Genomic DNA, 13,512 nt, shown 5'->3' with positions numbered 1-13,512 from the left:
TTTTTCTGGGGATGCAGTGCAACGGCGGCGATCAGGCCGCCGACTCGTCCTTGCCGATCAGATCCTGCAGATAGGGGCGGGCCGCGACGATGGCCTGACTGCGATTGGTCACCGCCAGCTTCTTCAGGATGGCCGAGACGTGCTGCTTCACCGTCCCCTCGGTCAGCTTCATGTCCCCGGCGATCTGCTTGTTCAACTTCCCGTCCGACAGGGCGGTCAGTACGCGCAGTTGCGCGGCGGACAACGAGGCCAGTCGGCGATGGAACTCGCCCACGTCCGGCGCCGGGGCCTGGGTCTGCGCCGGGAACACCGTCTCGCCCCGCATAAGGGCGCCGACAGAGTTGACCAGCGTATCGACCGCCGCGCCCTTGCCCAGATAGCCCGAAACCCCGAAAGCCCGCGCCATCGACACCGAATGGGCGTCGGTGCGAGCCGAAACGATGGCGATCCTGGCGTCCGGCAACAGCTGCTGCAGACGCAGCAAGGCGGCGAATCCCGTCACGTCCGGCAACATCAGATCCAGCATGACGACCTTGATCCGCGAGGCGTGGGCCCGCGCATAGGCCTCGGCCTCGGCGGCGGTGGTCACGCGTCCCACATCCAGATGGGGATAGGCCGCACGGATGGACAGCTCGAAAGCCTGTCCGACCAGCGGATGGTCATCAACGATCAGGACGATCCAGCGCACGTCCGCATACCCAAATCAACGACGGACCGGGGGCTCCGCCAAACGCTACTTTTGTCTAACGTCACTAGGGACGAATTCCGTTCCAACGGGCAAGCGTGGCCGTATTGAACCCTGTGGGCGGAACTTTGTTCGATCCGAACCTATAACTTTGGTTCGATTTAGCCCTTTCTGGCGGTCGGTCTGGTCGACTTTGCCCGGAACGTGGATGATTTGGACGCCAACGACGCAACCCACCCCTCGTTGGAGAAAACAAATGTTCCTCAAGACCCTCACCGCCGCCGCCGCCTTCGCCGCTGTCGCCATCGCCGCTCCGGCCTTCGCCCAGTCCGCCTCGACCACCGGTACCGGCTCGATCACCATCGTTCGCCCGCTGACCGTGACCAAGAACTCGGACCTGCAGTTCGGCACCGTCGTCCGCCCGGCCTCGGGCAACGGCACGGTCGTCATCAGCAATGCCGGCGCACGTTCCTTCACCGGCGGCATCACCGGTCTGGCGACCGGCGCCACCCCGGGCGCCGCCCAGTTCACCGTCGAAGGTGAAGGCGGCCAGTCGGTCTCGGTCACCGTGCCGCAAACCTTCCAGCTGGTGAACGGCTCGGACAGCCTGCAGGTCACGACCTCGAACAACCTGTCGGGCTCCACCCAGACCCTGAGCAACGGCCTGGGCTCCTCGGGCAACATGACCTTCAAGGTCGGCGGCACGGTGCCGGTGTCGAACGGCACCCCGCTGGGCGTCTACACCGGAACCTTCACTGTCTCGGCTGCTTACAACTAGGCCGGGATCGTCTTCCAGGCTGATCGGGGCGTCGTAAACCTTGCCGGTTAACCCGGCGGGAGCGCGGCGCCCCTAGTCTGGTTCGCAGTAGTTTTCGGGTGAGTGTATGTTCAAGCGTCTGATTGTCCCCGCCATCGCCCTGGCGCTCTCGGCCGCCGGCGCGGCGCACGCCCAGGTCGGCGCGGATCTGAACATCTCGCCAAAGCGTGTCGTCTTCGATCAGGGCGAACGTTCCGCCACCGTCTACATCTTCAACCAGGGTGACCGCGAGGCGACCTATACGGTCGAACTGGTCGACCGGGTCATGCTGCCCTCGGGCGAGATTGTCGCTGCCGCCGATCGCGCGGACATCGCCTTCAACTCGGCGACCGATTTCGTCCAGTACACGCCCCGCCGCATCACCCTGGCGCCCCGCGCCAGCCAGGCGATCCGCGTCCGCGCCCGTCCGGCCGGTCAGGGGCAGGGCGAATACCGCACCCATCTGACCGTCACGGCCCTGCCGGCCGAAACCACCGGCTTCACCGCCGAACAGGCCGCCGCCATGGGCGACGAAGGCCTGTCGATTCAGGTCGTGGCCCTGTTCAGCATCTCCATTCCGGTCATCCTGCGCGAAGGGGCCGTCGACGCCCATGCGGGGATCGAGAACCTGACCGTCGTGCCGTCCAGCGAAACGGGCGGCCGTCCGGCCCTGTCGCTGGATCTGGTGCGTCTGGGCGCCAACTCCGTCTATGGCGATGTCGAGGTTCACGCCGGTCAGGGCTCCTCCGACCGTCTGGTCGCCGCCGTGCGCGGGGTCGCCGTCTATCCGGAAACGCCGCGCCGCACCGTGCTGATCCCGCTGCCCGACACCGTCACGCGCGGCGAGCCGGTGCGGATCGTCTATCGCGACGACGACGCGAACAAGGGGGCGGAGCTGGCCACGGCGACGCTTCTGGCCCCGTGACGCGCCGCCCCTGGTCTGCCGGCGTCGCCTGGGGCGCACTGGCCGCCCTGGCCTTCACCACCCCCGCCGACGCTCAGGAGGTCGTTCGCAACCTCGTCGCCTCGGCCCAGCCTGACCCCTTCACCGCCGATGACCTGCTGTGGATGGAGGTCAAGGCCGACGCCTTCGAGCTGACGGAATCCATGAACGTCTATTCGTCCCGCCGGGGCGTTTACGTGCCGCTGGGCGAGTTCGCGCGCGTGCTGGATCTGGCCGTCGGCGTCTTTCCGGCCCAGCGCCGGGCCGAAGGCTGGGTCCTGTCGCCTGACCGCACCCTGGCCGTAGATCTGAACAGCCGCACCGCCACCCTGGCGGGCCGCTCCTTTACCCTGGGACCGGACCAGGCCGTCATCTATGACGACGAGCTTTACGTTCGCACCGACCTGCTTGAGCAGCTTCTGCCGGTTCGTATCCGCACGGACATCAGCGCCCAGATCATGTCGGTCACCCCGACCGAGCCTCTGCCGTTCCAGCAGCGCATCGCCCGCGAGCAGCGTCGCACCGGCGTCGGTCAGGGCCCCGGCCTGCCGCCCGCCGAAAGGCGCGAGACCCCCTACCGCCTGTTCACCCCGCCCGCCTTCGATGTGAACATCGGCGCTCAGGCCGCCCGCGACGGCAGCCAGCAGTCGCACCGGTTCGATATCCGCGCAGCCGGCGACCTGCTGTTCTCGGGGATGGAGGCCTATGTCGGTTCTGACGATGACGGTCAGGTTACGGACGCCCGCCTGACCCTGACGCGCAAGGATCCGAACGGCCGCGCTCTGGGCCCGCTGGGCGGCACCCGCGCCGCGATCGGCGATGTCTATACGCCGTCCATGCCCATCGGCGCGGCGGGTTTCGGCGGTCGCGGCGTCTTCTACAGCTCCGCCCCGCTGGAAGCGCTGGATCTGGCCACGCCCCTGAACCTGCGCGGCGAACTGGCCGTGGGGGAAGAGGTCGAGCTTTACGTCAACGAAGTGCTGCAGGCCGCCCAGGTGTCGCCCCTTCAGGGACGATATGAGTTCCTCGACGTGCCGCTGACCTATGGGCTGAACACCATCCGTCTGGTTTTCTACGGCTCGCATGGCCAGACCCGTGAAGAGGTCCGCCGGATCAATTTCGGCTCGGGCCAGATCGAGCAGGGCAAGGTGGTCGTCCGTCTGGGCGCGGTCGAGCAGGGGCGTCCCCTGATCGACGTCGGCGGCCCCGTGCTGGACGCCGAGGCGGGCGAGCCGCGCCTGACGGCCATGATCGACTACGGCCTGACCTCGCGCCTGACCCTCAGCGCCGGCGCCGCCCGCTATACGCCCCAGGGCCAGGACGCGCGCAGCCTGCTGACCGCCGGCCTGCGGGGTTCGCTGGGTCCTGCCGCGACCCAGGTCGACGTCGCCTATGACGATCAGGGCGGGCGCGGTGTGACGCTGGGCCTGGCCGCGCGCCCGTTCGACATGGGGCTGGTCCTGCGCCACTCTGAATACACTGGCGGCTTCATCGACGAGACACGGCAGCTGGGCGTTGTCGGCGACGCGGCCCTGCAGCGCGCCACGGACATGCGCCTGGATGGCCAGTTCTCGGGACCCAGCAGCCTGAACATCCCCTTCTCGCTGGACCTGCGCCGGCTTGAGCGCACCGACGGCTCGCGCCTGACCACGGCCGAGGCCCGCGCCTCGGCGCCGGTCAATCGCTTCTATGTCTCCAGCAGCGTGGCGATGGAGGATGACAAGCGGGTCGACTATCACCGCCGCCGCTTCGTCGGCGCCACCGACATCGCCACCATCGTCGCCGCCCGCGCCCAGTTGCGCGCCGGGGTGACCTACGAAATCTCGCCGGACGCCAAGGTTCAGACCGCCTACGCCACCGCCGATGTCCAGCTGTCGGACGTCAACACCCTGCGCTTCGGCGCGGTGAAGGCGCTGGACACCGGCGAGACCGCGCTTCAGGTCTCGGCCCTGCACCGGGCGGAACAGTTCGATGTGGCCCTGAACGCCGCTTACGAGACCCGCTCGGGTGAATGGCGGCTGGGCGTCCAGCTGGGCTTCGGCTTTGGGTATGATCCGTTCGACCGGCGCTATCGCATGGTCCGCCCCGGCGCGGCCCAGGGCGGCGCCGTCGCCGTCAACGCCTGGGTCGACGAGAACGCCGATGGCGTCCGTCAGGCAGACGAACCCGCCGTTCCCAACCTGGTGGTCGAGACTCCGGGCGGCGCCGCCCCCACAGACTCGCGCGGCCGAGTCCGCCTGGGCAATCTGGGCGACGGCGCCCAGGCGCTGGTCCGGCTGAACGCCGAGGCGATCGACGATCCCTTCCTGACGGCTGGCGCGCCCGTGATCGAGATCACGCCGCGCCCGGGGCGCACCGCCGTCATCGACTATCCGATGCGCCGAGCCGCCGAGGTCGAGGTCAGTGTAGCGCTGGAGCGTCCGTCGGGCCCCGCGCGCCCGCTGGCGGCCCTGGGCGTGCGGCTGGTTCCGATCAAGGGCGGTGAAGTGTTCAGCGCTCGCAGCGACCACGCCGGGATGGCCTTCTTCGAAGGCGTGCCCCCCGGCGAATACGAGGTCATGGTCGACGCCGAACAGGAACGCGTGCTGGGCCTGACCCTGGCGCGCTCGCAGCGCGTCGTCGTTCCGGCCCAGGGCGGCTTCGTACGCGTTGACGATGTGGTGGTGAAACTGACGAAGGCGTTGCCGCAATGATGATCCGGACATTCCTCGCCGCAGCGTTGGCCGTGCTCGCCCTGTCTGTAATGAGTGCGCCCGCCGCACAGGCCCAGGTGACCGTAACCCGCTCGCCCTCGACCGCGCCCACCCTGGGATCGACCATCCGTGGCTCGTCGTCGACGACCTTCTCCATCTCCACCTCAGGCGTGGTGACGCGCACCAGCGGGGACGCGATCCGTATGTCCTCCAGTACGGTGACTATCCCCACGATCAACCTCGACTGCGGGCTGCTGAACCTGAAGGATCTCTGCGCCCTGCGTTACATTCGGGTGCGGATCCAGCCCGCCGGCGGATCGGGTCCCGCGACCATCACCCGGTTCCGGGTCGGCACGCTGTACGGCACCAGCTTCCGCAGCTCTCGCCCGACCGAAGGGGGCTCGGTGACCTTTGATCTGCTGCCCATCGGCATCCTGGGCGGCGCCAGCTTCACTCTGGGCATGGATGTGGTCCTGCAGGCGGGGGCGACCAGCGGCGAACATACCTTCAACTATATCGTCACGGCGGAGCTTCTCTGATGCGTGGAATGATCTCGCTGGCGCTTCTGGCGCTCACGGCAGGCGCTTCGGCCGCGCAGGCGCAGCAGGCGACAGCGAACGCCAGCCTGCGCGTGGTGGACAGTTACGCCGTATCCGCCACCCAGCCGATGCGTCTGGCCCGAACGGCCAGCCTGCGTCCGTCGCCGACCGCGCCCGTCAGCCAGCCCGACGCCCCCGCCGTGATTCAGGTCACGGGCGACGCCGGTCAATCCTATCGCGTGCGGGTCCCTCGCTTCGTGCCGGCGTCGCAAGATGCGACCGTGGTCGAGGGCGTCAGCGTCTGGAGCGCGAACGCCGGCGACGTGTCGGACACGGGAATGGCGCGCATGGACGCCGAGGGGCGGGATACGCTTCGGGTGGTGGGGCGGCTCAGCCTGCTGGGTCTGGACGGCGTTTCGAATGCGGTAACAGCCCTGCCTCTAAGCATCGACTACGAATGACGCCCGGACCCTGACGGAACCAAACGGCTCCGCACCCGTCTGTCGCATCGGTATCGGAGATCGACGTTGAAGCCGCCGAACAGTGACGACCGCCGTCTGCGCCTGGTTGCCTTCGTCGCCATGGTCGTCACGCCGCTGCTGCTGGCGCTTATCGGCTTCGAACTGCTGCATGAGTTCCGCAGTATCCGCGAGACCCGCCGTCAGGTGGAGCAGTCGTATGAGACACGATCGCAGATCCAGAGCGTCTTCCGTCTGCTTCAGGATGCCGAAACGGGAATGCGAGGCTACGTCATCACCGGCCAGCCCCGCTATCTGGAGCCCTATGATCGAGCCCGACGCGACCTCGACGATCATCTGACGCGGTTGGAGACCCTGTTCGATTCACGTCAGGATCAGAAGGAAGCCCTACGTTCGCTGAACGCACTGGCGGGGCTGCGTATCGCCACCCTGGGTGAACCCGTCGAGGCGCGCCGTATCCAAGGGGCGGAGGCGGCGGCGCGCCTGGTGTCCAGCGGGGAAGGTAAGGCGGTGATGGATCAAATCCGCATCGTCATCGACCGGATGAGCCTTAACGAGGCCGCCGCCCTGCGATACCGCACTGAACGGGCCGAGGCGCGATCCGACCGCACCGAACAGCTGGTCGCCGGCATGTTCATGATGCTGGTCGTCGGCGCTCTGACGGTGGGGTTCCTGGTGTGGCGCTACCTTCGCACGCGGCGCAGCCTGTTGGGCGAACTCGAGGCGATCGCTGCGCGACAGCAGGCAGTGTTCGACAGCGCCATTGACGGCATCGTCACCTTCAGTCCGGACGGCACGATCGAGACCGTCAATCCGGCGGCGGAGCGCATGTTCGGCTATTCCGCAGACGAGCTGAAACAGACCGACGTCAACATGCTGGTGACATCCCCCCAGGGCACGCCCCTGGCCGAACTCAGCAAGGCCGCGGTCAAGGAAGGCGGCATGGTGCGCGAGTTGACGGCGCATCGCCGCGACGGGGTGACCTTCCCGATCGATGTGGCGCTGACGGCGATGCGCCTGTCGGGCGGATGGCACACCGTGACGGTGGTGCGTGACATTTCAGAACGCCGCCGGGTCGAGGAGATGAAGACCGAGTTCGTCTCGACGGTCAGTCACGAACTGCGTACGCCCATGACCTCGATCGCCGGCTCGCTGGGTCTGCTGGCCGGCGGGGCGGCGGGTGAGTTGCCGGAAAAGGCGGCCCGCCTGATCAGCATCGCCCAGGCCAACAGCCAGCGGCTGGTGCGGCTGATCAACGACATTCTGGACATTGAAAAGATCGAGTCGGGCCAGCTGCGTCTGGTTCTAGAGCCGCTGGATCTGCGTCAGATCGCCGAGCGGTCGATCGAGGGCGTGCGCGGTCTGGCGGACAGCCTGAACGTTACGGTGAGTTTGCAGGAGGGGGCTTCGGCGCCGGTGCGCGGCGATGCGGACCGGCTGATCCAGGTGGTGACGAACCTGCTGTCTAACGCGGCCAAATTCTCGTCTACGGGCGGAGAGGTGATGGTCGTGGTTCAACCGGAACAGCGGATCGCCCGTCTCAGTGTCTGTGATCGCGGACCGGGTATCCCTGAGGCGTTCCGGTCGCGCATTTTCAGCCGGTTCGCCCAGGCGGACAGTTCGGACACCCGCGCCAAAGGCGGCACGGGTCTGGGTCTGGTCATCTCGCGCGAGATAGCCGAGCGACACGGAGGGCGTCTGTGGTTCGAATCCGATCCGGGCGACGGCGCCACCTTCCATCTGGACCTGCCGCTGCTGGATGCGCCCGTCGTCACCGCGACGGACGGACCCCGCCTGTTGATCTGCGAAGACGACGCCGACGCCGCCGAACTGTTGCGTGAGGTTCTTGAGCGCGACGGATATCGCGCCGACATCGCCCCCACGGCGCGCGAAGCCCTGAACGCGGCGCGCAGTGGTGAATACCGGGCCGTGCTGGTCGATCTGAATCTGCCCGACGCCGACGGCATCAGCCTGATCCGCGCGCTGCGGGCAGGAGCTGAGACCCGCCACCTGCCGGTGGTCGTGATCTCTGGCGATACGGCGCGAGGTCGTGCGCGGGGGCGGACGCTGGAGGTGGTGGACTGGCTGGAAAAGCCGTTCGACGAGGTGCGCCTGCGCGAGGCGGTCGCTTCCATGCTGGAGGCGCCGGGCCGGGCCAAGCCGCACATCCTGCACGTCGATGACGATGCGGATATTCTGGAAGTCACGGCCTCGGCCCTGTCGGGGACGGCGATCATCACCGGGGTCGGCAGTCTGGCCGAGGCGCGAGCCGCCCTGGCCCGGGACTGGCCGGACCTGGTGATCCTGGATCTGGGCCTGCCGGATGGCTCGGGTCTGGAGTTGCTGGCCGATCTGGGCGACGAGACGGGGCGGACACTGCCCGTCGTCGTTTACTCTGCCCAGGAAGGGGACGCTGCCCTGGCGCATCAGGTCGAGGCCGTGCTGACCAAGTCGCGCACGTCACTGGCGGGTCTTGCGCGCACCGTTCGGCGCCTGACCGCCGTGGTCGGGCAATCAAGTAAGGAGGGCGCGTAATGGCCCCGTTGAACATTCTGCATGTCGATGACGAGGCCGATATCCGCGAGGTGACGGCCCTGTCGCTGGAGCTGGACCCCGAAATGGCGGTGCAAAGCGCCGTCTCCGGCCAGGACGCCCTGGATATTCTGACGGGCGGATACCGCCCCGACGTGATCCTGCTGGATGTCATGATGCCCGATCTGGATGGACCCGGTACGCTGGAGCGGTTGCGTCGGTTGCCGGGCTGCGAAGCGACGCCGGTGATTTTCATGACCGCCCGCACCCGCAAGGAAGAGCGTGACGCCTATATCGCGCTGGGCGCCGTGTCGGTCATAACCAAGCCATTCGATCCCATGACCCTGGGCGCGCACGTCCGTGACGTGCTGGCCGAGAGCCGCGCGTGACCGAGGATGTGCTGGCCCCGCTTCGGGCCATGTTCAGGGAGCGGTCGAGGCATGACCTGATCATACTGCGTAAGGCTCTGATGACCCGGCCGCCCGCCGACCCGGAACTGGAGCGTACGGTGCATGGTCTGGCCGGGTCCGCCGGGATATTCGGCCACGCCGATATCGGGGCGGCGGCATTGGCGCTGGACGCCGATTTCGCGGCCGGGCGCCCACCCGATGAGCATCGTTTGCAGGCGCTGGTCGCCCTGCTGGAGGCCTTGCCGGGCATGACCGGCTGATCGCCAAGCGGAGCCTTTAAGCGCCTGCCGCGTTGGCTGGGTGACAAGGAGCGCCCCCATGATCGCAAGCCCCGTTCGCGCCGCCGCGGCCACGATGGCCATCGCCGCATTGATGGCAGCCTGTTCGCCCCCGGCCGACGAGCCTGTACCGGCGCCCGAACCGTATGTGACCCCTGTGCCGACGACGGCGGATAGCCAGGCCGTCAGCTATGCCTGCGAAAGCGGCCGCACCGTCGCCGTGCGGTATCCGGACGCCCGGAGTGCTGTGCTGACCTATGACGGGCGAGCGGTGACGCTGAAGACGGCGACATCAGCCAGCGGCGCGCGCTATGCGGGCGAGGGGCTGGAATGGTGGACAGCCAATCGCGACGGTCAGGAGACGGCCACCTTGCGTCGCCTCGGCCCCAATCAGGATGTCGGCGTGGCCGTGCTGGAGCGATGCGCCCGCCCGGCCTCGTCCCCGGCGCAGCCGCTGCCCGGTCCGGGGACGCCCACGCCGGCGCCCGGCAGCGTTATGCCGGTCTCGGCGCCCTGCAAGGGCGGACAATTGCGCCTGACCAATGAGGGCGGCGACGCCGGCATGGGCAATCGTGTCGCTGTCCTGGGTATTCAGAACACCGGGGCCCAACCCTGCAGCCTGACGGGCTACCCGACTGTCACCTTGCTGGATTCGAAGGGGCAGGCGCTGGCCGTCCGCGCCGATCAGAATCCGGGCAACTATTTCCACAGCAATACCGCTCCTGAGCCTGTGGAGCTCCGCCCCCAGACGCGGGCCTATTTCGATCTGGCCTGGAACGTCGTGCCGCATGAAGGGCAGGGCGAGACGATCTGTCCGTCGACCGCACGTGTGCGCCTGACCGTGCCGGGTGACGCCGCGCCGGTGTCGCTTGCCCAGACCTTCACCCCGTGCGGCGGACGCGTGCGCGTCAGTCCGTTCCGGCCGGTGGAAGCGGATACGCCGCCGTCTGCGGCGCTGTAGAACGGCGCTGGAAACGACCTGGGATTCGGCGTAACCCCGCACTGAAACTGCAGCCGAGGCCCCATGCCGGACAATTTCTATGATCGCGTCACCCGTGAGCTGGCCGATATCGACGCCCAGGGCCTGACCAAGCCCGAGCGGGTCATCGCCTCGCGCCAGGGGCCGGTGATCGAGGTCGCGGGCCGCAAGGTGCTGAACTTCTGCGCCAACAACTATCTGGGTCTCGCCGGTGACGAGCGCGTCGTTCAGGCAGGTATCCGCGCGCAGGAGAAGTGGGGCGCGGGCACGGCCTCGGTCCGTTTCATCTGCGGCACGCTGGAGATCCACAAGGAGCTGGAACGGGCTATCGCCGACTATCTGGGCTTTGAGGACACCATCCTGTTCGCCGCCGCCTTTGACGCCAACGGCGGCATCTTCGAGCCGCTGTTCGGGGAAGAGGACGCCATCGTGTCCGACAGCCTGAACCACGCCTCGATCATCGACGGGGTCCGGCTGTGCAAGGCGAAACGCTATCGTTTCGCCAACTCGGACATGGCCGAGCTGGAGGCGCAGCTGAAGGCGGCGCGCGAGGCCGGCGCCCGCAACATCATCATCGCCACCGACGGCGCCTTCTCGATGGACGGCTATATCGCGAAGCTGAAGGAAATCCGCGCGCTGGCCGACGCCTATGACGCGCTGATCATGGTCGACGACTGCCATGCGACCGGCTTCTTGGGTGACAAGGGGCGCGGCTCGTTCGCGCACAATGGCGTGGCGGTGGATTTCGTCACCGGCACCTTCGGCAAGGCGCTGGGCGGCGCCATGGGCGGCTTCATCTGCGCCCGCAAGCCGGTGGTTGAGCTGCTGAAGCAGCGGGCCCGGCCCTATCTGTTCTCGAACGCCCTGGCGCCTGCCGTCTGCGGCTCGTCGCTGGAGGCCATCCGCATCGCGGCAGGCGATGAGGGCGACGCCTTGCGCGACCAGCTTTTCGCCAACGCCGCGCGCTTCCGCTCTGCCATGACCGGAGCCGGTTTCGACCTGCAGCCGGGCGAGCACCCGATCATCCCCGTCATGCTGGGCGACGCCAAGCTGGCGCAGGACATGGCGGCGCGGATGCTGGAGCTGGGTGTCTATGTCATCGGCTTCAGCTTCCCCGTCGTTCCGCGCGGCCTGGCCCGCATCCGCACCCAGATGTCGGCGGCGCATACCTTTGAGCAGATTGATCAAGCGGTCGCGGCGTTCACGACGGCCGGCAAGGAATTGGGAGTGATCCGTTGAGCGACACCATGAAGGCCCTGGCCAAGACTCAACCCGGCGTCGGGCTGGAGCTGATCGACGCGCCGATCCCGGTGGCGGGCGACGAGGACGTGCTGATCAAGGTGCGCCGCACCGCCGTCTGCGGCACCGACATCCACATCTGGAACTGGGACGAGTGGTCCCAGAAAAACGTACCGGTCCCCATGATCACCGGCCACGAATTCGCTGGCGAGATCGTCGCCATCGGCAAGGATGTGGATCGTCGCCTGAGGGTCGGTCAGCGCGTCTCGGCCGAAGGGCACGTGATCGACCTGAACTCCGAGGCGGCCCGGGCCGGGCATTTCCATCTGGACCCGGCCACGCGCGGCATCGGCGTGAACCGCCAAGGCGCGTTCGCCGAGTTCGTGGTGGCGCCGGCCTTCAACGTCATCGAGCTGCCGGACGAGGTGCCGTTCGAGATCGGGTCGATCCTGGATCCGTTCGGCAATGCGGTGCACACGGCGCAGCAGTTCGACCTGCTGGGCGAGGATGTGCTGGTCACCGGCGCGGGGCCCATCGGCATCATGGCCGCCGCCGTGGCGCGTCATGCGGGCGCGCGGACCGTGGTCCTGACGGACATCAACGACTATCGCCTGGAGCTGGCGCAAAAGGTCGCGCCGGGTGTCCGCACGGTGAACACGACGCGGGAAGACCTGCACGACGTCATGAAGGAACTGGGCCTGAAGGTCGGGTTCGATGTGGCGCTGGAGATGTCGGGTTCGCCCATCGCCTTCAAGCAATGCGTCGACACCCTGATCATGGGGGGTGGGCTGGCGCTGTTGGGCATTCCGTCGAAGCCGACCGAGACCGACTGGGGCGCGATCATCCTGAAGGCTCTGACCATCAAGGGCGTGTACGGGCGCGAGATGTTCACCACCTGGCGCAAGATGCTGGGCCTGCTGAAGGCAGGGCTGGATCTGCAGCCGCTGATCACCCACCAGATGTCGTTCGAAAACTACCGCGAGGGGTTCGAGGCGATGAAGTCCGGCAAGTCGGGCAAGGTCGTGCTGAACTGGGATCAGGCCTGAACGAGGTGACGGCCGTTCTGGCGTTTCTGGAGGGGCAGGGGACCGACGGCGCGGGTCGGACGGTGTTCGACGTGCTGGCCCTGAACGACGCCGCGCTGGAGCATACGCACGACTTTATCCAGTGGCTGTTCCCGCTGATGGAGCCGTCGCAGGCGGTGCCGGGTTCGCCTGTGGTGACCGAAGAAGAGGCGACCGCCATCCGGGAGTCGATGCTGGCCCAGTGCGCGCTGGCGGCGGCGACGGACCGGATGGTCGCCTTTTATGGCGCGACCAAGGACTGGCTGCGGCCCAGCGACCACAACCACCTGCGGATCACGCGGATCATCCGGTCGCTGCGCCTGTTGCGCGACGATGCGACGGCGGACGGGTTCCGCGATGCGGTGCTGAACCACGTCGAGGCGATGCGGGCTCCGGTCAGCGCCCGCAGCCAGGGTTACTGGCTGACCGCCTGAGCGGACGTCTTGCCGGTGGCCTTGAACACCACAACGGCGAACAGCAGCATCGCCAGCAGGACCACCACGCCCGACAGGGCCAGCAGCGGCTGGGCCACGGCCAGGCCGGGCTGATACTGGGTCAGGACGATGGCCAGGGCGGGGATCATCATGACCACGCCGACCAAGCTGAGCCCCAGATGCGCCTTGGGCATGACGCCGACGGCGGCCTGGGGCATGACGCGGTAGAACAGGCCATAGATCGCCATCGACACCCAACCCAGCAGGTTCAGGTGGGCGTGGGCGCTGGAGGCCAGATGGTTGTGGGTCGCGCCCATGACATTGCCCCAGATCATGCCGATCAGCGCCGCCACGACGGCGAGCCGCAGGAAGGTGTTGGACAGGCCGTGGGTCATGACGCGCTCTTGTGAAGAAGAGGGCGCGTCATAAGGGAATAACGCC

The 13,512-nt window shown here is 67.6% G+C and carries 14 protein-coding genes; 12 read left to right on the top strand and 2 right to left on the bottom strand.

Annotated elements, in window-relative coordinates:
- Positions 1-31: 31 nt before the first annotated feature.
- Positions 32-688, bottom strand: coding sequence for a response regulator transcription factor (locus tag EON91_RS00185; protein WP_292090771.1), 657 nt, complete (start codon positions 686-688; stop codon positions 32-34).
- Positions 689-941: 253 nt separating this feature from the next.
- Here EON91_RS00185 and EON91_RS00180 point away from each other — a divergent pair, with 253 nt between their 5' ends.
- From EON91_RS00180 to EON91_RS00125, 12 genes are all read left to right on the top strand, one after another.
- Positions 942-1,463 (top strand): DUF4402 domain-containing protein, encoded by a 522-nt coding sequence (locus EON91_RS00180; protein WP_292090770.1) that lies wholly within the window; start codon positions 942-944, stop codon positions 1,461-1,463.
- 106 nt (positions 1,464-1,569) lie between these two features.
- Positions 1,570-2,406, top strand: a complete 837-nt coding sequence (locus EON91_RS00175) for a hypothetical protein (RefSeq protein WP_292090769.1) — start codon at positions 1,570-1,572, stop codon at positions 2,404-2,406.
- A complete protein-coding gene (locus tag EON91_RS00170; protein WP_292090768.1) occupies positions 2,403-5,117 on the top strand; it encodes a hypothetical protein in 2,715 nt (904 codons plus the stop codon). The genes EON91_RS00175 and EON91_RS00170 overlap by 4 nt, the downstream gene beginning before the upstream one ends.
- On the top strand, positions 5,114-5,656 hold the full coding sequence (locus tag EON91_RS00165; protein WP_292090767.1) for a hypothetical protein: 543 nt from the start codon (positions 5,114-5,116) through the stop codon (positions 5,654-5,656). Before EON91_RS00170 ends, EON91_RS00165 begins: the two co-directional genes overlap by 4 nt.
- Complete coding sequence (locus tag EON91_RS00160; RefSeq protein ID WP_292090766.1) at positions 5,656-6,117, top strand: hypothetical protein; 462 nt, start codon at positions 5,656-5,658, stop codon at positions 6,115-6,117. The genes EON91_RS00165 and EON91_RS00160 overlap by 1 nt, the downstream gene beginning before the upstream one ends.
- A gap of 66 nt (positions 6,118-6,183) precedes the next feature.
- A complete protein-coding gene (locus EON91_RS00155) occupies positions 6,184-8,670 on the top strand; it encodes a CHASE3 domain-containing protein (RefSeq protein ID WP_292090764.1) in 2,487 nt (828 codons plus the stop codon).
- Positions 8,670-9,056, top strand: a complete 387-nt coding sequence (locus EON91_RS00150) for a response regulator (RefSeq protein WP_292090763.1) — start codon at positions 8,670-8,672, stop codon at positions 9,054-9,056. The genes EON91_RS00155 and EON91_RS00150 overlap by 1 nt, the downstream gene beginning before the upstream one ends.
- Entirely contained in the window at positions 9,053-9,337 is a 285-nt protein-coding gene (locus EON91_RS00145) for an Hpt domain-containing protein (protein WP_292090762.1), read from the top strand. Before EON91_RS00150 ends, EON91_RS00145 begins: the two co-directional genes overlap by 4 nt.
- Before the next feature lie 58 nt (positions 9,338-9,395).
- On the top strand, positions 9,396-10,316 hold the full coding sequence (locus tag EON91_RS00140; RefSeq protein WP_292090760.1) for a DUF4232 domain-containing protein: 921 nt from the start codon (positions 9,396-9,398) through the stop codon (positions 10,314-10,316).
- A gap of 63 nt (positions 10,317-10,379) precedes the next feature.
- Complete coding sequence (locus EON91_RS00135; protein ID WP_292090758.1) at positions 10,380-11,573, top strand: glycine C-acetyltransferase; 1,194 nt, start codon at positions 10,380-10,382, stop codon at positions 11,571-11,573.
- Positions 11,574-11,581: 8 nt separating this feature from the next.
- Entirely contained in the window at positions 11,582-12,619 is a 1,038-nt protein-coding gene (tdh, locus tag EON91_RS00130; protein WP_366250125.1) for an L-threonine 3-dehydrogenase, read from the top strand.
- Positions 12,620-12,624: 5 nt separating this feature from the next.
- Complete coding sequence (locus EON91_RS00125; protein ID WP_292090756.1) at positions 12,625-13,071, top strand: opioid growth factor receptor-related protein; 447 nt, start codon at positions 12,625-12,627, stop codon at positions 13,069-13,071.
- On the opposite strand, the gene EON91_RS00120 is transcribed toward EON91_RS00125, so the two are convergent.
- On the bottom strand, positions 13,053-13,466 hold the full coding sequence (locus EON91_RS00120; RefSeq protein ID WP_292090755.1) for a hypothetical protein: 414 nt from the start codon (positions 13,464-13,466) through the stop codon (positions 13,053-13,055). The genes EON91_RS00125 and EON91_RS00120 overlap by 19 nt on opposite strands.
- Positions 13,467-13,512: the final 46 nt, after the last annotated feature.

Source organism: Brevundimonas sp., assembly GCF_004210735.1.
Classification (GTDB): Bacteria; Pseudomonadota; Alphaproteobacteria; order Caulobacterales; family Caulobacteraceae; genus Brevundimonas.
The sequence above is the reverse complement of the archived record's forward strand: the minus strand, read 5'-3'. Positions and strand labels throughout refer to the sequence as shown.